This is a genomic window from Halovulum sp. GXIMD14793 (assembly GCF_054457435.1).
Map to the genome: position 1 here is coordinate 18,476 of NZ_JBTLNE010000038.1, position 18,528 is coordinate 37,003.

Consider the following 18,528-nt stretch of genomic DNA (forward strand, 5'->3'; position numbering starts at 1 on the left):
ATGTCCTTGCCAGATACGGAGGTTGGCAGATGACACAAAAGCAGCGACACAGGCTGATCCTCGGCGGTGCCAGATCGGGAAAATCGTCTCGGGCGTTGCTTCTTGCCGAAGCGACTGGGCCGCGCCGGACCTATATTGCTACGGCTGAGGCGCATGATGCGGAAATGGCGGCGCGTATCGCCATGCATCAGGCCGAGCGCGCTGCGGGCTGGCAGACGACGGAGGCACCGCTTGATCTATGTGGCGCATTGGGGGCGATGCAGGCGGATGTGGTTCTGCTCGATTGCCTGACGCTGTGGCTGTCCAACCTGATGCTGGCCGGGCGCGATGTGGTGGCAGAAACGGAAAGTTTGATCGCGGCGCTTGATATGGCGGCGCAGCCTGTGATCATGGTCTCGAATGAGGTTGGCCTGTCATTGGTGCCGGAAACGCCGCTGGGCCGTGCCTTTCGCGATGCCCAGGGGTTGCTAAATCAGCAGATCGCGGCTGCGGTGCCGCATGTGGAATTTGTGGCCGCTGGTCTGCCCCTGACGCTGAAAGGCTGATCAGAGGTCGGGCAGCGGGTTCAGTGGCGGAATACGCGCCACGAAATGCCCCTTCACGCCCTGTGGCCACTCCCGAAAGGGGACGACGCCTGTGGCGCTTTCCGAGTGTTTCGCGGCATATTCGACAATCGCCTCGGCGGCCTCAGCTTCAGGCGCAAAGCTGCCCAAAACATAGGCCAGCTTGTCGTCATCTTGGATGGCGACGTTGCAGCCATGCCCGCATCCCATCAGGCAGGCCACCGGGCGCACGGTGACAGAGGGAACGCCGGCGGCTGCGGCCTCCACTTTGCTCAACATCGCCTCGCCACAGGGCGGTCTGGTCTTGTCTTCGCGCAGGCTGGGCTGGCGGCAACTGGTGCAAACGGTGATGGTGGTCATGTTTTCGGCCTGCGTGGTTTTCGAAGCACCTTCGTACCTGCCGCTGCTTGTGAAAGCCACCACAAACAAGATATTTTTGTCGTGTGTTTTGCCGGGATAACCAGAAACTGAAGATTGCGAATGACAGACAGCCAAGAACTTGGCGATTGCCTACTCAATACCGCTATCTGAGCACGAACTTTGGTAGGAGTCGTTTGCCGACTATAACTTCGGCATCGCGGCGACCCGGTGGTGTCTGGGCAAAATACGTTATGTGGACTGACGTGATTTATGCCGCCGAGGCGTCCTGAAACCCAAAAAAAGGCCCCGATCCTTGCCGTGGATCGGGGCCTTTTTGACGCGTCTGAGGAGAAGATTGCTCGCAATCAGTACGCGCCAAGCCCCTGCAGGGTCTGTTTAAGCGAGGCGTAGGCCCAGGTGTCGCGCCCCCCCGCGCCTTGATCTCCGCCAGTTGCGCCTTCGCCCCCCGAAGGTCGCCAGCCCCTGCAAGAGCCTGTCCCATATAGGAACGGGCCAGAATGAAATTCGGATCAATCGCCAATGCGGCGTGATAGTAGCTCATGCCCGCCTCCAGAGCGCCGGCCTTGCGCGATGCAAAGCCTTTATAGGTCAGGATGCGCGGGGCGTTCTGGTCTGCGGCGGCGTTCAAAACGTCCAGGGCATTCTCGTACTGACCGGCATAGGCCAGTTCGCGGGCGGCCTCGTACAGCGTGTCGTCATCCAGCTTGCTGTCTTTCGCGACAACGCACTGTTTGCTGCGTCGGTCGAACACTTTGCCATGGGTACATGTCTTGGTGGCCTCCGTCGGTTTCGGCGGGGTAGAACTGTCCGAGCCAGCAGCGAAGGCAGAGGTTGCGATACTTAGCGCGATCAGGGATGTGGCGAGGATCTTCATCATTGGGCTCCTTGGGTCAGTGGTCGGGTTTGTATCGGTCGTCTGGTTGGGTTACGCAGCAACGGCTGGTTTTATTCTGAGCGGTCGCATTTTTTGTTCGTTCGGGGTGCTTGGGTGCTTGGGTGGTTTACGTGGTGCGACCAGGTTCTAAGCTGCAGCCTGATGGATGGAGAATAATATGTGCTGTCTAAGAAGTTTTCTTTTTGCGGTGTCTGTGCTGGCTTTTGGTATGTCAGCAATGGCAGAGCAACCGGACCAGTCGACGCTTGAAGGATCAGGACGCATCTGGGTCAGTGACCGTATCATCGACAGCGCTCGCAGCGGCTTTGTTGTTCCGGCCTTTTCGTTCCTGCGGTTCGAAAATAGGCGGGTCGAGGACGGGTTTTTGAGCGTGGTTGAACTCTACTTTCCCAACACTTGTGTGGACTATGACAGCTGTGCCGACCGAACTTCGCAGGCGACATTCTTTGTTGCGGATTACACGGCTGATGGCGATCACCTGGTCTTTAGCAACGTCGCCGAGAACGGATTTACAACCTTGCGCCAAGTGGCGGATATCGTGCTCAGGGGCGAGGCTGTGCTGCCCTTGCGGTGCCGCATCCCGGCCCGTTTGGAGGATGGCGCGCTGGTTGTGGATCACCCGCGCGGCGCGCGGCGTTACCTGTCTTTTGACGGTGGGGATCACGAGGTGGCGATGGCCTTTGCTTTGGCGCTTGAACTGTCACTGCTTAAGGTAGGCGACTGTATTGTCCCCAGATTGCATGAGCTTTTGCACGCACCAAAAGATGACCTGTCAGAGGTTGAGCAGTCGTTTCTTGCTTTGGCTGAATACGGGCGTTTGGAACGCAGACTGCTTAAAGAGCACGACAGGATAAAGAAGAATCCTCAAACACCGAGTTACGAACTGCCGCAGGCAGATCAGGAGAAGCTCCGACGTGTGATGGTCATACGTATGGCGGCAAGGATTGTTGCACAGCACGAGTCTTATGAAGGGTTGGGTCGACTCGCTGATCCCAATGCGCCGACCGATGCCGAGCTAAAGAATTTGGTCACAGAGAACTCTGCCTTGTTGAAAAAGGACACGCCCGAGGACCAGGCGTCGATCCTTGAGGAAGCGGTGCCTCTGTTGCGTGCGGCCTATATGTCGAGCCTCGCGCGACGCACCTTTCAAGAGGTATGGGAAGAAGGCAACGAGGCTGCGGTTATAGCGCTTGTTTGTCCCCGATAGCAGGGCTTTTAGCTTTGGGCTGTCAACCAGTCAGGCAAATGTCCGATATCGGGAAGCACGATATCGGCATGAGGTGCCAGGTCGGCCTTGGTGGCAGGGCCGGTCAGGACGCCGACAGCGACCATGCCAGCCGCGCGGGCAGCGTGCAGGTCGTGGGTGCTGTCCCCGATCATCGCGACCTGATCTGCGGGCAGGTCGGTGGCGGCACAAAAAGCCAGCAGCATACCGGGTTCAGGTTTGGCTCCATGGCCGCTGTCATAACCGGCGATGAAATCAAAATAGCCCTCGATCCTCTGGTCGCTTAGATGTTTATGCGCCAGAAACTCGCTGTCATTGGTGGCGACGCCCAGTTTCAGATAGCGCGCCTGCAAGACCTCCATCAAGGGTATCAGCGGGGTGGCTGGGGACAGGACAACGGTTGATGCTGCGTCGATGATGGATTGCCGAAGCTCCGCCTCGGTCGTATGCGGGATCACATCGCGCGTTGCGGTCACCATCTCTTCCATCGTGCCGGCAATGACCGGGCTTTCTGGATGGAAAGCAACGGCCTGCATGTCAAATTGCAGCGCGTTGGCCAGCTTGTCCGCCAGACCCGCATCCTGATTTGCCATCTCTGTAATGTAGCTGTGACACCAGACGGACCAGGTATTGTGAAAATCGAACAATGTGCCGTCTTTGTCGAACAGCAGTCCCTTGATATAACTCATCTTGTCCCAACCTGAAGGTAGTGCGATGCGCCCCAGAAAATCACGCGCAGACTATGTCAGCTTTTCCACGATGACCACCCGTTGGCGAGACAATGATGCCTATGGGCATATGAACAATGCGGTGTATTACGAATATGTCGATGCCTGCGTGAATGACTGGTTGGTGCGCGAGGGTGGGCTGACGGTCCCGGGGGGCGATCTGATCGGGCTGGTGGTGGAAACCGGTTGTGTGTTTCAGGCCTCATTGGGGTGGCCCGCGCCGGTAACGGCGGGCCTGGCGGTGGAGCGGATTGGCAATTCTTCGGTCAGGTATCTGGTCGGTTTGTTCGGGACAGAGGATCTGGCGGCAGCCGAGGCCCATTTTACCCATGTCTATGTCGATGCGCAGACCCGCCGACCTGTTGCGTTGCCGCAGGCCTTTCGCGACCGGCTGGCCAGCCTGCAGCGCTGATCAGGTCCAGTTCGGCAGGTGTCCACCAGGCAGGGACGCGCGGGCGGTGGCGACGGTTTCCGGTGGCAGGTCATGGGCGGCGGCAAAGGCCAGCACGTGTTCATCTGCGGCCAGTATGAAATCCAGGACAAAGCCAAGGAATTCGGGGTCTTTTGCCTGATTTCGGATATCCGCAGCATCCGCGCCGGTCGCTCCTAGAAAGACGCCCATCAACTCTGCGTCATCCGCCAGCCAGATCAACACCTGCGTTGCTATCACTGCGGCCTGGTCCCGGTTCATTCATCCATCCTTTTTTGCGGATCAGCTAAATCCTAACTTGCTAAATCATTCATTAAGACCTTCGCGTGATGCTGTCATCCAGGCAAACTGTACATGCGATGGGACAAAAGCTGATGCCAGCGCGCATTCTGATCGTCGAGGCTATTCCCGCCAACCGGGCGCTGCTCAAGACCAGTCTTGAGGCGGCCTATTACGACGTGCAGATGACCGGCAACGCGGCAGAGGCTGTCCATCTTGCCCGCCACGACCAGCCCGACCTTGTGCTGTTAAGCGCCGGGCTGAGCGGGGGGGAGGGGTTGACCGTTTGCAAGATGTTGAAGTCGGCCCGCGAAACCATGCACATTCCGGTGATTGCCATTGGCGACGACAGTGGTGCAGATGCGCAAAAGGGCTTTGCCGCCGGGGCGGATGATGTGCTGATCCGGCCCTTTGATGATCTGACGCTGAAAACCCGGCTGCGCAATCTAGTCAGGATGAAATTGATGCTTGACGAATTGCGGCTGCGCGACGACACAGCCCGCGATCTGGGTTCGGTGGCCGAGGCAACACCGGATTTCGGTTTTGCAGAGCAGGCGGGCGCGACTGTCCTGCTGCTGCCGCAAAATGCGCAGGAGGCGAGCGCCTGGTCGCGGCACCTGTCCCAGTCTGGTGTCACGTCGGTCGTTGCCTGGTCCGAGGCTGAGGCGCTGGCGCTGACACAGGACGGTGCGGTAGAGGTTTGCACCATTCCCCGGCGCTTCGCGCAATCCGGGGACGGGTTGCGGCTGATCTCGCTGCTGCGTTCAAATGCGGTGACACGCCATCTTGGAATTATCTTCGTCGCGGAAAAAGGCGATCCGTCTGTTGTGGCTGACGCGTTGGAGGTCGGGGCCAGCGATTTCATCACGACGCCGATGAATTTGGGCGAGTTAGCGGGCCGCGTGCGGTGTCAGTTGCGGCGCAAGCAGGTATCGGACCGGCTGCGAGCCAATCTGCGCGATGACATCCGTGCCTCGATCACCGATCCGCTGACGCGCCTGTTCAACCGTCGATATGCAGAGCGGCACATGGCCGGGATGCTGGCGCGGATGCGCGAAACCGGGCAGCCATTCGCGGTGATGATGTTGGACCTGGATCATTTCAAGCAGGTCAATGACCGCTTTGGCCATCTGGCCGGAGACGAGGTTCTGGCTGAAGCCGCAGAGCGGCTGGCTGTGTCGGTCCGCAATGTCGACCTGCTGTCCCGCTTTGGCGGGGAGGAGTTTTTTATCGCGATGCCGGACGCCTCGTTCGAGGGGGCCGCACAGGTTGCCGAACGAGTCCGGGGCGAGATTGAGGCGGCCCCGTTCCGCCTTAGCGACGGGCGGGAGCTGTGCCTGACCATCTCGATTGGTGTTGCGTTGGTCGATGCGGCGCGTGAGGATCCGATCCGCGATGTCATCGCCCGGGCGGACCGGGCGCTTTATGCTTCCAAGGCGGCTGGGCGGAACTGCGTTCGGCTGCAAAACGCTGCGGCTTAGAGTGTCGTGCGGAAGTTTATAGCCGTCTGAAGCCAAAGGGTTCAAAGCTCTAGCTTTTGCGGGATGTTTTGTGCGTTTCACGATAAGCCAGGGAATAAAATCGGTACTGGCTTGTTCCGGGCGGGAGCAGAACGAAGCTATTCTAATGCCAGCACAGTTTGCACCGCGTAAGAGCCACGGCTGACAGTCGTCCGCTCTTGCGATGATTTTCAGCCTGCACCGATCATGACCAAAACGTATTTCAGTGCCGGTCGCGGGAGCGGCGACCCCGGTCCCAACGGTGGTCACGACGGTTCGGGCTTTTTTCCAGATTATCTGCAAGGCGGGAGCGATCCTGCGGCGTCATCACCTCGATCTGCTCCAGGATCAGCACCCGGCCCCAGCGGCCTATCTCGGTCCAGCCAGCATGTTGCGCTTCCATCATCGCGCCAAGTGCGGCCTGGTCAAACTCTGCCTGCCGCAACAGCGCGATGACCTGCGACCGGCGCTCCAGCATTTCCTGCCGATGAGGGCGCATGCTCTCTAGCTTTTCGTAGAAGGCCCGGCGAATTGCTTTGCGATGCTCGCCCGGCATCGCCGATACATAAAGCTGAAACTCTGCGTTTGGGCTTGGCACCTCCACCGCCTGTGGCGGTTTGCGCAGGGCCGCACCGCCAAGCAGGCCTATGCCCGCCAAATTCAGCGCCAGCGATACCACCAGCAGCCAACGCATCCATGCTGGACACTGTGCCTTTGCACCCGGGTTATCGGTTCCCGCCATTGCCTAAATCTCCTGCACGAAGTCATCGAACATCGCAAACGGCTCGGCCGTTGCAGTGTCGCTGCTGATCTGCACATCAGCGGTTGTTCCCAGTGTGATGGGTTGCGCATAGCCCAGCCAGATACCCAGCAGGGCCGAGGCGGTTAGCGCGACCGCGACTCCTTGCCCACCGATCTGTGCCAGTAGATCAGCACAGACCGCCGCCAGCCGCGCCAGACCGCGCGGGCGCTGTGCCGCTGTTGCATCCGCCATCAGCCGCCCCATCAATCCAGCCGAAAGATCAGGTGTGTCGCGGCGCAATTCGTCAAAGCCTTGTGACAGAGCCTTGTCCAGATCGGGCGGTATGTCCTGTTTATCCACCATTCTCATCATCCTTATATCCAAGGCTGTCGGCCTTGTCCGCCAACCGGGCTGTCAGACCACGTTTGCCGCGGGCGATCAGGCTTTCGACGGCCTCCACGGATACCCCCATGATCTCAGCGATCGCGGGATTTCCAAGCTCTTCAAGATGCCGCAAGGTCACGGCCAGCCGCTGTTTGTCCGGCAAACCGGCCAAAGCCCTGCCAAGTGCGTCGGCCCGGTCCGCCTGCTGCAGACGCGCGGCGGCAGGGGCCGCAGTATCGGCAATGTCGGGCACTTCGTCCGAGGATTGCCGCCGCCGCTTGCGCAAGCGGTCCGCGCAGAGGTTAGAGGCAACGGTATAAAGCCAGGTGCTGACCCGAGCCTCGCCCGCACGCCATTTGCTGGCGTTGTTCCACAGACGCAGCATCGCCTCCTGCACCACATCCTCGGCTTCGGCCTGATCGCCGAGCATACGCGTTGCCAATCGCATCACTCGTGGCGCGTGGCTGTCGATCAGCTGGCGCGCCGCATCCGCGTCGCCCGCCGCATAGGCTGCAACCAGTTTGGCGTCCATCTCTCGTTGTGGGTCATCCAGTGGCATCATCACCTGCCACTATGCCCTGTCCGCCGTCGCTGTGCCATTCTTCCCCGCTTTGGCATCCGTTATGATCTTGTTACGGGCCACCGCAGTGTTTCCGTCGGCATTTTTTGCGACATCGAGACGCGGGGCAATTAAAGGACAAGAATTCAAAGCGATGATCGGCTAAAAGATCTGTTATGCAAGCGAAACAGAGTCTTCCCCCACAGCCGGTCGAACGCGACCTTCGTCAGGCACTTTGGCGCGGCTGGAAGCGACGGTGTCCGAAATGCGGTTCTGGCCCGCTTTTGCAAGGATATTTGACGGTGCGTGACACTTGCCCTGTCTGCGGGCAGGAGTTGCATCACCACCGCGCCGATGATGGCCCGGCCTGGCTGACCATCCTGATTGCCGGTCACCTAATGGCCCCGGTCATGTTGACCGTGTATGAACTGTGGCGGCCCGAAGGCTGGGTGATGGCCGTCGGCCTATCTGCGGTATTCACGGTGTTGTCGCTGTATCTGCTGCCGCGCATGAAAGGCGTCTTTGTCGGCTTTCAATGGGCCAAGCGCATGCATGGCTTTGGCAACGAGGTGGAGTAGCGTCGCTGGACAAGTCTGCGCCATCCGGTCAGGTTATGCCGATGACAGATCAGCCGATTCATGATGCCGCGACAGTGATCCTTTGGCGGCAGGGGGATCAACCCGAGGTTTTGATGGGCTTGCGGGGTAAGGGTGCCGTGTTCATGCCAGATCGCTATGTGTTTCCCGGTGGCCGGGTGGACGCGGCGGATGCAGAAACCGGTCTTGTTGCCGACCTGCCTGAGGTATGCCGGACCAAGCTGGAGCAGGACGCCCCGGGCCGGGCCGATGCCCTGGCCATGGCCGCTATCCGCGAGGTGCGCGAGGAAACAGGTCTAAGCCTGTCCCGCCTGGGAACCATGCCGACCCCCGTACCCGAAGGATGGGAGGACTTTGCCACCCGCGGGGTGATCCCCGATGCCAGCGCCCTGCGCTTTTTCTTTCGCGCCGTTACCCCGCCAGGTCGCACCCGCCGTTTTGACGCCCGCTTTTTTCTGGCCCCGGCAGAGGCAGCGACCGGCGATGCCGAGACCTTTGCCGAGGCAGGTGGAGAGTTGAGCCATTTGCATTGGGTGGCGCTGCCCGACGCACGCAACCTGCGTCTGCCATTTGTCACCTCTATCGTGCTGGCAGAGTTGCAGGCGCATCTGGCCGACCCGGACCTGCCGCGCCCGGTGCCCTTCTTTGACAATCGGCAGGAGACACCGCGATTTCTTGCGCTTTGATGGGCCGGGATGCTTGACACGCTGCCCTGAGCGTGTACAAGCCGACCTTCGAAATTCAACCGCGCGGATCGGCCGCGCGAGGAGACGGAACAGATGGCCAAGCCAACCACGATCAAAATCCGCCTGAACTCGACCGCGGATACCGGGCATTTCTACGTAGCAAAGAAAAACGCCCGTACCATGACCGAGAAGATGGTGGTGCGCAAATACGATCCCGTTGTGCGCAAGCATGTCGAATATAAGGAAGGCAAGATCAAGTAATCTTGCCGACTTTTCATTAAAGAAGCCGCAGCGGATGACCCGATGCGGCTTTTTTGTTTCTGCGACCTTTATGGGGCATCATGCCGTTTCGCTTAAGCAAAAATGACAGTAGCGATATCGGCTTCGCTCTAAGCTGTTTGCAGAGCGGGGCGATTCAGTTCGGAAAGTTCAAGGAATGGCTTTACCACGTTATTGAACATGCCGAGGAGCCGCCGTCTTACATCTTCGATATGCTTGATGTGGGGAAGCAGGTGGATTTCAAGGCCTTTCGTATTATGGGTTTTGTCGCTTCGGGGCAGCTGACAGATCAGCAATGCGATGCGCTGGAAGGGATCGGGTTTTTGCGCGGTATCAGAGATTTTGAAGATCAGGTAAGTCGGGAGGATGCGATTGCTGCTTTTCGGGCCGATCCCGAGTTTGAGACCAGGGTCAGGTTGTTTTTCCCTTTCCTGGATATGGATGCTGTGGTTGGTCCCGACCCGGATAAGGGATTTTAGAGTGTCATGCGAAAAGACGGAACCATCTAACGCTGCCTGAAATCAGGTATTTCGCGAGACGCTATAGGCCGCATCGGTATGGGTCAGCGTGTCATCTGGTGGCGGGATAGTCGCAAAAAAAAGGGCCGGTCATTTGACCGGCCCGTTCTTTGAAGTCTTGTGTCTGGATTATTCCTGGCTGCCAAACATCTGCAGCAAGAACATGAACATGTTGATGAAGTCCAGATACAGGTTCAGCGCGCCCATGATAGCCGCTTTACCCAGCCATTCGGTCTGACCGTTGGACGCCATCATGACGTAGGTTGTTTTGATCTTCTGTGTGTCATAGGCGGTCAGCCCGGCAAAGATCAGAACACCCAGGAACGAGATCGCAAACATCAGGGCAGGGCTGCCAAGGAAGATATTGACGATCGACGCAACGATCAAACCAACCACACCCATGATCAGGAAGCTGCCCCAGCCGGACAGGTCTTTCTTGGTGGTGTAGCCCCAGATCGACAGGCTGGCGAATGCAATCGCTGTGATGAAGAACACCTGTGCAATGGACATTCCGGTGAAGACGGCAAAGATCCAGCTGATCGAAATACCCATCACAGCGGCGAAGCTGTAGAAGAACAACTGAGCCGCTGCCTGGCTAAGCCGGTTGATCAGCGCACCAAAGGCGAACACCATGATCAGCGGTGCGAACATGATCGCCCAGCGAAGCGGTGAGAAGTAAAGCGACTCGATCATGCTTGCAGGAATGATCGTCGTCGACTGTCCGGCGAGGAATGCCTTCACATCCATGCCAAAGCCATAGGCCACCGCACCGGTGACGATCATGGCCACAGACATCAGGCCGTAGACCTTGTTCATATGCGCGCGCAGCCCCTCGTCGATATGCGCGGCGCGGGTACCAACGCCTGCGCGTTGAACTGTGTCAAATTCGGCCATCAGAACCTCCGTTTTTGCGAGCCGATACAGGCGGCAAACGCCCCCTTTTGGTATTAGAAGTCAATATTGGATGTTCTAGGATTGTTTTCAAGAGGGAAAGCCAGAACTATTTTGCAAATCTGGAGTTTACATAAACCCCAATTCCAGACGGGCTTCGTCCGACATCATATCCATGCCCCATTGGGGCTCCCAGACCAGTTGGACATTGACCTGTTTGACCCCGGCGACTGGTTCAATTGCCTCAGCTACCCAGCCCGGCATCTCACCGGCCACAGGGCATCCGGGGGCGGTCAGGGACATCAGCACCTCAACTTCATTCTCGTCATTGACCTCAATGGTGTAGATCAGGCCCAAATCGTAGATATTCACCGGGATTTCCGGATCATACACGGTACGGCATGCCTCCACGAGTTGATCATAAAGCGGATGATCCGTGGTTGAAGGCTTGATCAGCGGTGTGCCTTCCATTGGTGTGTCGGTTTCAGCGTTCATCGATCTCTCAAAAATAATCCTGATAAAACATATAGGGAAAAGGTAGGCTTAGGTCCAGTGAGGTTGGCTCTGGATGCAGTAATGTCCTGGCTGTTGCCGAGCGGGATGATTTTGCGTCAAATTCAGCAAAAGTCTTAAGGAGATTGCACGATGCGCCGTCGTTTAATGATTTTTCTTGCTGCGGGAATCGTTGCCGCGGGAGCGCTGTTTTTCGCCGCAACACAACAGGGCTGGTTTGCGACACCCGATGATCGCGGGCCGCTTTGGGCTGATATGAAGGCTGTATTCGAAGAAAGCGGCTTGCTGATCGTGATCGAAGAAGAGGTTGTAGACGAAAAGTTCAAAGATCAGGTCCTCTTCAGCCTTTTGCACGATGGTGCCTCAAGTGAAAGGCATGGCGACATGTTTCGCGCGCTTAACGGCCCTTTTGAGGACGCAAAGATCTATTGGATAAGCTTGGACGATCCCGAGTATTTTCCGGGCGGCAATGGAAGCCCCTCCTTTATGGCGCTTGTCGTTGATGACAGGGTCAAAATGGCGAGCGCGGACGGTTACCTGGCCGCGCCAAGTTTCTAAAGTGCAGTACGCTTTGAAGAGTGGAGGAAGGTAGCCGTTGGCGCGCTCGCACTTCTTTCCGGGAATGAAATACCTGAAGATGTTCTGGAAAAGATGATGGATGATATGCGCTCAGGTGAGCTTAAGCGTGCACGCCCCGAGATTGCAGGAGATCATAGTCTCGTTGCGGAAGACGACCGCACAATCGGTGACACAAGTGTCTGGGCGCAGCTGTTTTTCAACTTTGGCGCAACGGATGCTTCGCCCAAGTACTATATATATGGATGAGTGCCATTGCAGATCGTTGCCCTCCCAAAATGGATGAACCGACCTTTTTTGCGCGCTATATCTGTGGCGCGGGCCTGAAAGACATTTTGACAGATGATGCAGAGTAGGGCTGCAACAAATATAAGCAGAAGTAATGCTGTTTCGAGGAGGTTTTAGGCATGTTTAGATTCGCAGCGCTTTTGCTGGTATTCCTGCCGTTATCCGCAAAGGCTGACTTTGCCACGCAGTTGGCAGAGGCGGCAGAGGAACGGGCGACGCATTTCGTGCTTTATGATCCAAGCTACCGATCAATGGATTATCCGATGGGTGATGTTGCTGCGAACCGTGGGGTTTGTACGGATGTTGTGATCCGGGCCTATCGTGCGCTGGACATAGATTTGCAGCAAGAGGTGCATGAGGATATGCGCGCGGCCTTCACTCGCTATCCTAAAATCTGGGGCCTCAGCCGTCCGGACCCGAACATTGATCACCGCCGGGTGCCCAACCTTGAAACCTTTTTCAAACGCCATGGCCAGTCGCTGCCGGTCAGCGATAGGCCCGAGGATTACCTGCCGGGAGATGTCGTCTCCTGGCGGTTGCCTGGGGGGTGGCCGCATATCGGAATCGTGACGACCCGCAAAACCGATGCGGGTATGCCGCTGATATCCCACAATATCGGGCTGGGAACGCGGGTTGAGGACATGCTGTTCGATTTCGATATCGTCGGCCATTTCCGGTTTGATGGGGGGAATTGACGGCTTGACCCCGGCGGCGCGCGCCGTCAAAGCAGCGGCATGAGCTTTTCATTTCGTATCGACGCCACCGATGGCAAGGCCCGCACAGGCGCAATCTCGACCCCGCGCGGCGATATTCGCACGCCCGCTTTCATGCCAGTGGGAACGGCCGCAACCGTCAAGGCCATGATGCCCGAAAGCGTGCGCGCCACCGGGGCGGATATTCTGCTGGGCAATACCTATCATCTGATGCTGCGCCCGGGGGCAGAGCGGGTAGCGCGGCTGGGTGGCCTGCACAAATTTATGAACTGGGAGCGCCCGATCCTGACCGATAGCGGCGGCTTTCAGGTGATGAGTTTGTCGGATCTGTGCAAGCTGACCGAAAAGGGCGTGACGTTTCGATCCCATGTTGACGGCTCGAAACACGAGCTGACGCCGGAACGCTCCATGGAGATCCAGAAACTGCTGGGTTCTGACATCGTCATGTGTTTTGACGAATGTCCCGCCTTGCCCGCTGATCGTGACCGGATCGCTGAGTCTATGCGTCTGTCCATGCGCTGGGCAGAAAGATCACGAGAGGCTTTCGGCGACCGCCCCGGGCACGCGCTTTTCGGCATTCAGCAAGGCGGGCTGGAACAGGATCTGCGTGAGGAAAGCGCAAAAGCACTAAGTAGGATCGGTTTTGACGGCTATGCCATCGGCGGGCTGGCCGTGGGCGAGGGGCAGGAGGCCATGTTCAAGGTCCTGGATTATGCACCCGAGATGCTGCCAGCAGACAAGCCACGCTATTTGATGGGCGTCGGCAAGCCGGATGATATCGTTGGCGCGGTGCTGCGCGGTGTGGATATGTTCGATTGCGTTCTGCCATCACGTTCCGGTCGCACCGGTCAGGCGTTAACGCGGCGCGGCCCGGTCAATATCAAAAACGCCCGCCATACCGACGATCCACGTCCTCTGGATCCGGATTGTAGCTGCCCCTGCTGCACGAAATACTCCCGCGCTTACCTGCACCATGTATTCAAATCGGGCGAGATCATTGCGTCGATGCTGCTGACTTGGCATAATCTGCATTACTATCAGGAGTTGATGGCGGGGTTGCGGCAAGCAATCGCTGGTAAACAACTTAAGGATTTTATTAAGGCATTCCATTCTCGCTATTGTGGCGAGGATCTGCCAATTATCTAAAACGCGACACATTTTACTAGGCATTCACATAGTTTTGGCTAGCTTTCGCCACATGCAGACAGTAATAGCCTCGTTAACCCAAACGGAGTAATCGGTAATGCCTACGTTCAATTTTGCACTCCTTGATGCTGCGGGAGTAACACGAAGCGGCAGTAGTTTTGTTGTATCATCGCCGACGTTTTCAACGCTCTCTATTGATGACGATGTTAACGGTTCGGGGAACACCTTCTTTGATGGTGACATCGACGCCGACGAAGTTGGGCGCGATACCAATCAGTATTTGGCTGGTACCACTACTCGGGTTTACCTTGAAGAGGGACTGATTCTTACCGACGAAAACAACGTTGAATATACTGTGTATCAAGTTGAGGTCGGGGGTGTGGTTCAAGGTTACGTGTTTCCGGACGGTCAGACACCTTTGCCCGCTGGTAACTATACCATAACAAGTACGTTTGATATCGGTTATTTTGGTCAGGGGCCACGCATTGACGTTACAACGCTCGAACAGGATATTGTCTGTTTCGCTCGCGGCACGTTGATCGAAACTTCGAATGGCCCTGTTGCTGTTGAGGACCTGACGGCTGGTGATATGATCCGCACGCTGGATAATGGTGAGCAGCCGTTGCGTTGGGTTGGGTCGCAGGGCGTACCGGCTCAGGGCAATATGGCACCTGTGGTGATCAAGGCTGGTGCGCTGGGGAATGATCGTGATCTGGTCGTCTCGCCCAAGCACCGTATCTTGCTGGATGGCTGGCGTGTTGAGCTGCTGTTCAATGAGAAAGAGGCGCTGGTTACAGCCGATTCGTTGCTGAACGACACGACCATCACCTGCCGTGAGGGCGGTGAGGTGGAGTATTTCCACCTTCTGTTCGATCGCCATCAGATCATCTTTGCCGAAGGTATCCCAAGCGAAAGTTTCCACCCGGCAGAGCAGGGTATGGGCAAGCTGGCTGAGGCGTCACGTCAGGAAATTCTGCAGCTGTTCCCGCAGCTGGCTGACGGCATTGATACGTATGGCCCGCCTGCCCGTCGGACACTTCAGGCCAGCGAAGTTGCGCTGCTGAACTGATAGAGATCACGATTTCTTGTAGCATCGGCCCCGCAGCACCGTCTGCCGGGGCCGATTGTTTTTGAAAATCCGCGCCACGCCTCGCTTTGTCCGATGCGTCCATGCGGCGTAACATACACCAAAGCAGACCCTCGCTCTTGAAAACCGGCCCCAAAGGGCGCATCTGATGACCTCAGGACTGGAGGCCGCATCGTTGCCGGTATTCGGGGCGACGGTCTTGCAGATATAAGGAATTGTTATGACTGAGCAGAGCAGCGTCACGCACCCCGTTCTAACCTTACGCGATATCGTGGTCTTCCCTCACATGATCGTGCCTCTTTTCGTCGGTCGTGAGAAATCCGTCCGCGCATTAGAAGAGGTGATGCGCGACGATAAGCAGATCCTTCTGTCCAGCCAGATGGACCCGGCTCAGGAAGAGCCGGATACAGAGAGCATCTACCGTATCGGCGTCCTGGCCAATGTTCTGCAATTGCTGAAATTGCCTGACGGCACCGTGAAGGTGCTGGTCGAAGGTCGCCAGCGCGTACAGATTACCGAGTTCCTTGAGAATGATGCCTATTTCGAGGCGCAGGCCGATCTGATCTCCGAGACAGAAGGCGATGCAGATTCCGTGACCGCCCTCAGCCGTACCATCGCGCAGGACTTCGAACGCTATGCCAAGCTGAACAAGAATGTCCCCGAAGAAGCAGTTTCTGCGGTTGAGGACTCTGAAGGCGGGGCGCATCTGGCCGATACCGTTGCGGGCCATCTGAACATACGCCTGGATGAAAAGCAGGAGCTTCTTGAAACCACTGATGTGGCGGAGCGGCTTGAGAAAATCTATGGCCTGATGCAGGGCGAAATGTCGGTCCTGAAGGTTGAGAAAAAGATCAAGACCCGTGTCAAATCCCAGATGGAGCGGACCCAGCGTGAGTATTATCTGAATGAGCAGATGAAGGCCATTCAGAAGGAACTGGGCGATGGCGAGGGCGGCACCGATGATGCCGCCGAGTTTGAGGAAAAGATCGCCGCTACCAAGCTGTCAAAAGAGGCTAAAGAGAAGTCCGAAGCAGAGCTGAAGAAGCTGCGCAACATGTCCCCGATGTCGGCCGAGGCAACGGTGGTGCGCAACTATCTTGACTGGATGCTGTCGATCCCCTGGGGCAAGCGCAGCCGGGTCAAAAAGGACCTAACCAACGCGCAGGAAATTCTGGATCGTGACCACTATGGTCTTGAGAAGGTTAAAGAACGTATCGTTGAATATTTGGCGGTGCAGCAGCGCTCTAACAAGTTGCGCGGCCCGATCCTGTGTCTGGTTGGCCCGCCGGGTGTGGGCAAAACCAGCCTTGGCAAATCCGTGGCGAAGGCCACCAATCGCGAATTCATTCGTATCTCGCTTGGTGGGGTTCGCGATGAAAGCGAAATCCGCGGTCACCGTCGGACCTATATTGGTTCTATGCCGGGCAAGATCATCCAGTCGATGAAAAAGGCCAAGACGATCAACCCTTTGATCCTACTTGATGAGATCGACAAGATGGGCCAGGATTTCCGGGGCGACCCGGCCAGTGCGATGCTTGAGGTTCTGGACCCAGAACAGAACTCCACCTTCATGGACCACTACCTTGAGGTCGAATATGATCTCTCGAACGTGATGTTCCTGACCACGGCCAACAGCTACAGCATGCCGCGCCCGTTGCTGGACCGGATGGAGATCATCACGCTCTCGGGCTACACCGAGGATGAAAAGCGTGAGATTGCCAAGCAACATCTGGTGTCCAAACAGTTGAAAGGCCACGGCCTGAAAAAGGGCGAGTTTGAGCTGCCGGACGAAACGCTGACGGATGTCATTCGTTACTATACCCGCGAAGCGGGCGTGCGAAATCTTGAGCGCGAGATCGCCAAGCTGGCACGCAAGGCCGTGACCAAGATCGTCAAAGGTGAGGCCGAGACAGTCGTCGTGAAACCTGAAGATCTTGAGGATTTCCTTGGCGTGCGTCGTTTCAAGTATGGTCTGGCCGAGGACGAGGATCAGATTGGTGTGACCACCGGACTGGCCTGGACGGAAGTTGGCGGTGATCTCTTGCATGTTGAGGCGCTGAAACTTCCCGGCAAGGGCCGGATGAAAACCACCGGCAAGCTGGGCGATGTGATGAAAGAAAGCATCGATGCGGCCAGTTCCTATGTGCGGTCTCAGTCGCCCGATCTTGGGATTAAACCGCCTGAATTTGAAAAGATCGACATTCATGTGCACGTGCCCGAAGGTGCGACGCCCAAGGATGGCCCGTCTGCCGGTGTGGCGATGGTGACCTCCATCGTGTCAGTGCTGACTAAAATCCCGGTACGCCGTGACGTTGCGATGACGGGTGAGGTCACCTTGCGGGGGAATGTCTTGCCTATTGGCGGCCTGAAGGAAAAGCTGCTGGCTGCGCTGCGCGGTGGCATTAAGACAGTGCTGATCCCGAAAGACAACGCCAAGGATCTGCGCGACATTCCCGACAACGTGAAGGACGGCCTGGAAATCTATCCCGTCGCGCATGTCACCGAGGTTCTGAAAATTGCCCTGACCCGCCAGCCAGAGCCCGTGGAATGGGACGAGGCGGCGGAGGCCGCAGCGGCCGCGGCGGCTGCGCAATCAGGTGCAAGTGCAGCAGGCGGTGCACCAGCGGCCCACTAGGTGTTTGGGCCTTTGAAATACCTCTTGCGGCGGCGGGAAAACGAAACGCCAAACCCGTCGCCGCAAGTCCACCAGCAAGGTGATGCCGCCCTTACGGCCTTGATGGATTTGGCCGAAGCCTATGGTGGTGGCACCCCATCCGAGACATTTCGTTCTGCTCTGCAGGCATTTCTTGATCCGATCGAAGGACGGGATGCCCGGATTGCTGAAATGGCTGCTGGCCTTCCGGATATGGTGCCTGCAAATGGCGCTGCCCTATTAAAGCGTTTCGGGATAAACCTAAGACACAAGCTTATCCCGAAACGCAGTGATAAGCCGATAGGGTGTACGCGTTTCGATTTTACGTGATGTCTCAAGGTAAACTCGAAACGCTTTAGCTATCATTGTCGGCAGTCATGTGGAGAAGGGCGGCGATGCGCGGGTTACGCTTCCCGCAATAAAAGCGACCTTTATCAAGCGGCTTGGTGAGCTTAGCACAGCGGAAGAGCCTGAGGCCGAAGCCCTGCATGAGGCCGTTAACCAAACCGCACAATCCCTGGTCGCGCATCTTTCGCACCATCCTGATCTTCAAACTGCGGTTGCCGATGCAGTGGATTTACGCGGTCTTGCGGAAGAAATGTCAGAGCAGAGCAATGGCGCCGGCTGGGTTCTGCAGATGCTGAATATTTCATCAGCTGAGTTGATCGTGCTGGAGGTTGAGACGCAACGCGGCGTGCGAATGTCCTACCGGAATATCGCGAACTGTTTTCACCTGTTTACGCTTTTACAGACGGCGTGGGCACAGCAGTTCAACGCGCCTAGAGCGCCGTCCTTGAAATCTGAATCGGTGGGATTCCCACGATGCGGATTTTGTGATTCACTATATTTGGAGGTGGAACATGGGCAAATCGCTATCACTGGATATTCGGGAGCGTG

Annotated in this window: 25 protein-coding genes; 16 read left to right on the forward strand and 9 right to left on the reverse strand. The window is 57.2% G+C overall.

Features of this window, described 5'->3' with window-relative positions; genetic code table 11:
• Nucleotides 1–29: 29 nt before the first annotated feature.
• A complete protein-coding gene (cobU, locus tag ACW9UQ_RS11955; RefSeq protein ID WP_458931248.1) occupies nucleotides 30–545 on the forward strand; it encodes a bifunctional adenosylcobinamide kinase/adenosylcobinamide-phosphate guanylyltransferase in 516 nt (171 codons plus the stop codon).
• Here cobU and ACW9UQ_RS11960 read toward each other — a convergent pair whose 3' ends face one another.
• Together ACW9UQ_RS11960 and ACW9UQ_RS11965 are read right to left on the reverse strand one after the other, a co-directional pair.
• Nucleotides 546–923 carry a DUF1636 family protein gene (locus ACW9UQ_RS11960; protein WP_458931249.1) on the reverse strand — a complete coding sequence of 126 codons (378 nt, stop codon included), beginning with the start codon at nucleotides 921–923 and terminating at the stop codon, nucleotides 546–548.
• A 268-nt stretch (nucleotides 924–1,191) separates the two neighbouring features.
• Entirely contained in the window at nucleotides 1,192–1,818 is a 627-nt protein-coding gene (locus tag ACW9UQ_RS11965) for a tetratricopeptide repeat protein (RefSeq protein ID WP_458931250.1), read from the reverse strand.
• A 238-nt stretch (nucleotides 1,819–2,056) separates the two neighbouring features.
• Between ACW9UQ_RS11965 and ACW9UQ_RS11970 the strand changes: the two genes are divergently transcribed.
• Nucleotides 2,057–3,046, forward strand: coding sequence for a hypothetical protein (locus tag ACW9UQ_RS11970; protein ID WP_458931251.1), 990 nt, complete (start codon nucleotides 2,057–2,059; stop codon nucleotides 3,044–3,046).
• An 8-nt stretch (nucleotides 3,047–3,054) separates the two neighbouring features.
• Here the strand turns inward: ACW9UQ_RS11970 and ACW9UQ_RS11975 are convergent, their stop codons facing one another.
• Nucleotides 3,055–3,753 carry an HAD family hydrolase gene (locus tag ACW9UQ_RS11975; RefSeq protein ID WP_458931252.1) on the reverse strand — a complete coding sequence of 233 codons (699 nt, stop codon included), beginning with the start codon at nucleotides 3,751–3,753 and terminating at the stop codon, nucleotides 3,055–3,057.
• Between the two features lie 25 nt (nucleotides 3,754–3,778).
• Between ACW9UQ_RS11975 and ACW9UQ_RS11980 the strand changes: the two genes are divergently transcribed.
• Nucleotides 3,779–4,204 (forward strand): acyl-CoA thioesterase, encoded by a 426-nt coding sequence (locus ACW9UQ_RS11980; RefSeq protein ID WP_458931253.1) that lies wholly within the window; start codon nucleotides 3,779–3,781, stop codon nucleotides 4,202–4,204.
• On the opposite strand, the gene ACW9UQ_RS11985 is transcribed toward ACW9UQ_RS11980, so the two are convergent.
• Nucleotides 4,205–4,483 carry a DUF3572 domain-containing protein gene (locus ACW9UQ_RS11985; RefSeq protein ID WP_458931254.1) on the reverse strand — a complete coding sequence of 93 codons (279 nt, stop codon included), beginning with the start codon at nucleotides 4,481–4,483 and terminating at the stop codon, nucleotides 4,205–4,207.
• Nucleotides 4,484–4,596: 113 nt separating this feature from the next.
• Here ACW9UQ_RS11985 and ACW9UQ_RS11990 point away from each other — a divergent pair, with 113 nt between their 5' ends.
• On the forward strand, nucleotides 4,597–5,982 hold the full coding sequence (locus ACW9UQ_RS11990; RefSeq protein WP_458931255.1) for a diguanylate cyclase: 1,386 nt from the start codon (nucleotides 4,597–4,599) through the stop codon (nucleotides 5,980–5,982).
• A 241-nt stretch (nucleotides 5,983–6,223) separates the two neighbouring features.
• Here ACW9UQ_RS11990 and ACW9UQ_RS11995 read toward each other — a convergent pair whose 3' ends face one another.
• Genes ACW9UQ_RS11995 through ACW9UQ_RS12005 form a run of 3 tightly spaced genes read right to left on the reverse strand, consistent with a single transcriptional unit; the run spans nucleotide 6,224 to nucleotide 7,685 of the window.
• Nucleotides 6,224–6,742: a periplasmic heavy metal sensor gene (locus tag ACW9UQ_RS11995; protein WP_458931256.1), complete on the reverse strand. Its 519-nt coding sequence runs from the start codon at nucleotides 6,740–6,742 to the stop codon at nucleotides 6,224–6,226.
• 3 nt (nucleotides 6,743–6,745) lie between these two features.
• Entirely contained in the window at nucleotides 6,746–7,105 is a 360-nt protein-coding gene (locus ACW9UQ_RS12000) for a dihydroorotate dehydrogenase (RefSeq protein WP_458931257.1), read from the reverse strand.
• Nucleotides 7,095–7,685: an RNA polymerase sigma factor gene (locus ACW9UQ_RS12005; protein ID WP_458931258.1), complete on the reverse strand. Its 591-nt coding sequence runs from the start codon at nucleotides 7,683–7,685 to the stop codon at nucleotides 7,095–7,097. Before ACW9UQ_RS12005 ends, ACW9UQ_RS12000 begins: the two co-directional genes overlap by 11 nt.
• 176 nt (nucleotides 7,686–7,861) lie before the next feature.
• On the opposite strand from ACW9UQ_RS12005, the gene ACW9UQ_RS12010 reads away from it, so the two are divergent.
• The 4 genes from ACW9UQ_RS12010 (at nucleotide 7,862) to ACW9UQ_RS12025 (ending at nucleotide 9,725) form a co-directional block, all read left to right on the forward strand.
• On the forward strand, nucleotides 7,862–8,263 hold the full coding sequence (locus ACW9UQ_RS12010) for a DUF983 domain-containing protein (protein WP_458931259.1): 402 nt from the start codon (nucleotides 7,862–7,864) through the stop codon (nucleotides 8,261–8,263).
• Nucleotides 8,264–8,304: 41 nt separating this feature from the next.
• On the forward strand, nucleotides 8,305–8,967 hold the full coding sequence (locus tag ACW9UQ_RS12015) for an NUDIX hydrolase (RefSeq protein WP_458931260.1): 663 nt from the start codon (nucleotides 8,305–8,307) through the stop codon (nucleotides 8,965–8,967).
• Nucleotides 8,968–9,060: 93 nt separating this feature from the next.
• A complete protein-coding gene (rpmG, locus tag ACW9UQ_RS12020; RefSeq protein ID WP_458931261.1) occupies nucleotides 9,061–9,228 on the forward strand; it encodes a 50S ribosomal protein L33 in 168 nt (55 codons plus the stop codon).
• Between the two features lie 80 nt (nucleotides 9,229–9,308).
• The gene (locus tag ACW9UQ_RS12025) at nucleotides 9,309–9,725 is read left to right on the forward strand and encodes a hypothetical protein (protein ID WP_458931262.1); all 417 of its coding nucleotides are present in this window, start codon (nucleotides 9,309–9,311) and stop codon (nucleotides 9,723–9,725) included.
• Nucleotides 9,726–9,893: 168 nt separating this feature from the next.
• On the opposite strand, the gene ACW9UQ_RS12030 is transcribed toward ACW9UQ_RS12025, so the two are convergent.
• Together ACW9UQ_RS12030 and ACW9UQ_RS12035 are read right to left on the reverse strand one after the other, a co-directional pair.
• A complete protein-coding gene (locus ACW9UQ_RS12030) occupies nucleotides 9,894–10,658 on the reverse strand; it encodes a Bax inhibitor-1/YccA family protein (protein WP_458931263.1) in 765 nt (254 codons plus the stop codon).
• 126 nt (nucleotides 10,659–10,784) lie between these two features.
• Nucleotides 10,785–11,150, reverse strand: a complete 366-nt coding sequence (locus tag ACW9UQ_RS12035; RefSeq protein ID WP_458931264.1) for an SUF system Fe-S cluster assembly protein — start codon at nucleotides 11,148–11,150, stop codon at nucleotides 10,785–10,787.
• A gap of 150 nt (nucleotides 11,151–11,300) precedes the next feature.
• On the opposite strand from ACW9UQ_RS12035, the gene ACW9UQ_RS12040 reads away from it, so the two are divergent.
• From ACW9UQ_RS12040 to ACW9UQ_RS12075, 8 genes are all read left to right on the forward strand, one after another.
• Nucleotides 11,301–11,726, forward strand: a complete 426-nt coding sequence (locus ACW9UQ_RS12040) for a hypothetical protein (RefSeq protein WP_458931265.1) — start codon at nucleotides 11,301–11,303, stop codon at nucleotides 11,724–11,726.
• Nucleotides 11,727–11,822: 96 nt separating this feature from the next.
• Nucleotides 11,823–11,993 (forward strand): hypothetical protein, encoded by a 171-nt coding sequence (locus ACW9UQ_RS12045; protein ID WP_458931266.1) that lies wholly within the window; start codon nucleotides 11,823–11,825, stop codon nucleotides 11,991–11,993.
• A 158-nt stretch (nucleotides 11,994–12,151) separates the two neighbouring features.
• Nucleotides 12,152–12,727, forward strand: a complete 576-nt coding sequence (locus ACW9UQ_RS12050) for a DUF1287 domain-containing protein (protein WP_458931267.1) — start codon at nucleotides 12,152–12,154, stop codon at nucleotides 12,725–12,727.
• A gap of 39 nt (nucleotides 12,728–12,766) precedes the next feature.
• Nucleotides 12,767–13,891, forward strand: coding sequence for a tRNA guanosine(34) transglycosylase Tgt (gene tgt, locus ACW9UQ_RS12055; RefSeq protein ID WP_458931268.1), 1,125 nt, complete (start codon nucleotides 12,767–12,769; stop codon nucleotides 13,889–13,891).
• Between the two features lie 379 nt (nucleotides 13,892–14,270).
• Nucleotides 14,271–14,960, forward strand: coding sequence for a Hint domain-containing protein (locus ACW9UQ_RS12060; RefSeq protein ID WP_458931269.1), 690 nt, complete (start codon nucleotides 14,271–14,273; stop codon nucleotides 14,958–14,960).
• A gap of 238 nt (nucleotides 14,961–15,198) precedes the next feature.
• Nucleotides 15,199–17,613: an endopeptidase La gene (lon, locus tag ACW9UQ_RS12065; protein WP_458931270.1), complete on the forward strand. Its 2,415-nt coding sequence runs from the start codon at nucleotides 15,199–15,201 to the stop codon at nucleotides 17,611–17,613.
• Nucleotides 17,614–17,625: 12 nt separating this feature from the next.
• Nucleotides 17,626–17,961 carry a hypothetical protein gene (locus tag ACW9UQ_RS12070; RefSeq protein WP_458931271.1) on the forward strand — a complete coding sequence of 112 codons (336 nt, stop codon included), beginning with the start codon at nucleotides 17,626–17,628 and terminating at the stop codon, nucleotides 17,959–17,961.
• A 49-nt stretch (nucleotides 17,962–18,010) separates the two neighbouring features.
• Nucleotides 18,011–18,528, forward strand: a 518-nt coding sequence (locus tag ACW9UQ_RS12075; RefSeq protein ID WP_458931272.1) for a hypothetical protein, incomplete at its 3' end; no start/stop codon positions are given.

Excerpts from the sequence above, each read along its gene's own strand:
- cobU (WP_458931248.1), top strand. The coding sequence starts at position 30 with ATGACACAAAAGCAGCGACACAGGCTGATCCTCGGCGGTGCCAGATCG.
- ACW9UQ_RS11960 (WP_458931249.1), bottom strand. The coding sequence starts at position 923 with ATGACCACCATCACCGTTTGCACCAGTTGCCGCCAGCCCAGCCTGCGC.
- ACW9UQ_RS11965 (WP_458931250.1), bottom strand. The coding sequence starts at position 1,818 with ATGAAGATCCTCGCCACATCCCTGATCGCGCTAAGTATCGCAACCTCT.
- ACW9UQ_RS11970 (WP_458931251.1), top strand. The coding sequence starts at position 2,057 with ATGGCAGAGCAACCGGACCAGTCGACGCTTGAAGGATCAGGACGCATC.
- ACW9UQ_RS11975 (WP_458931252.1), bottom strand. The coding sequence starts at position 3,753 with ATGAGTTATATCAAGGGACTGCTGTTCGACAAAGACGGCACATTGTTC.
- ACW9UQ_RS11980 (WP_458931253.1), top strand. The coding sequence starts at position 3,779 with ATGCGCCCCAGAAAATCACGCGCAGACTATGTCAGCTTTTCCACGATG.
- ACW9UQ_RS11985 (WP_458931254.1), bottom strand. The coding sequence starts at position 4,483 with ATGAACCGGGACCAGGCCGCAGTGATAGCAACGCAGGTGTTGATCTGG.
- ACW9UQ_RS11990 (WP_458931255.1), top strand. The coding sequence starts at position 4,597 with ATGCCAGCGCGCATTCTGATCGTCGAGGCTATTCCCGCCAACCGGGCG.
- ACW9UQ_RS11995 (WP_458931256.1), bottom strand. The coding sequence starts at position 6,742 with ATGGCGGGAACCGATAACCCGGGTGCAAAGGCACAGTGTCCAGCATGG.
- ACW9UQ_RS12000 (WP_458931257.1), bottom strand. The coding sequence starts at position 7,105 with ATGGTGGATAAACAGGACATACCGCCCGATCTGGACAAGGCTCTGTCA.
- ACW9UQ_RS12005 (WP_458931258.1), bottom strand. The coding sequence starts at position 7,685 with ATGCCACTGGATGACCCACAACGAGAGATGGACGCCAAACTGGTTGCA.
- ACW9UQ_RS12010 (WP_458931259.1), top strand. The coding sequence starts at position 7,862 with ATGCAAGCGAAACAGAGTCTTCCCCCACAGCCGGTCGAACGCGACCTT.
- ACW9UQ_RS12015 (WP_458931260.1), top strand. The coding sequence starts at position 8,305 with ATGACAGATCAGCCGATTCATGATGCCGCGACAGTGATCCTTTGGCGG.
- rpmG (WP_458931261.1), top strand. The coding sequence starts at position 9,061 with ATGGCCAAGCCAACCACGATCAAAATCCGCCTGAACTCGACCGCGGAT.
- ACW9UQ_RS12025 (WP_458931262.1), top strand. The coding sequence starts at position 9,309 with ATGCCGTTTCGCTTAAGCAAAAATGACAGTAGCGATATCGGCTTCGCT.
- ACW9UQ_RS12030 (WP_458931263.1), bottom strand. The coding sequence starts at position 10,658 with ATGGCCGAATTTGACACAGTTCAACGCGCAGGCGTTGGTACCCGCGCC.
- ACW9UQ_RS12035 (WP_458931264.1), bottom strand. The coding sequence starts at position 11,150 with ATGAACGCTGAAACCGACACACCAATGGAAGGCACACCGCTGATCAAG.
- ACW9UQ_RS12040 (WP_458931265.1), top strand. The coding sequence starts at position 11,301 with ATGCGCCGTCGTTTAATGATTTTTCTTGCTGCGGGAATCGTTGCCGCG.
- ACW9UQ_RS12045 (WP_458931266.1), top strand. The coding sequence starts at position 11,823 with ATGGATGATATGCGCTCAGGTGAGCTTAAGCGTGCACGCCCCGAGATT.
- ACW9UQ_RS12050 (WP_458931267.1), top strand. The coding sequence starts at position 12,152 with ATGTTTAGATTCGCAGCGCTTTTGCTGGTATTCCTGCCGTTATCCGCA.
- tgt (WP_458931268.1), top strand. The coding sequence starts at position 12,767 with ATGAGCTTTTCATTTCGTATCGACGCCACCGATGGCAAGGCCCGCACA.
- lon (WP_458931270.1), top strand. The coding sequence starts at position 15,199 with ATGACTGAGCAGAGCAGCGTCACGCACCCCGTTCTAACCTTACGCGAT.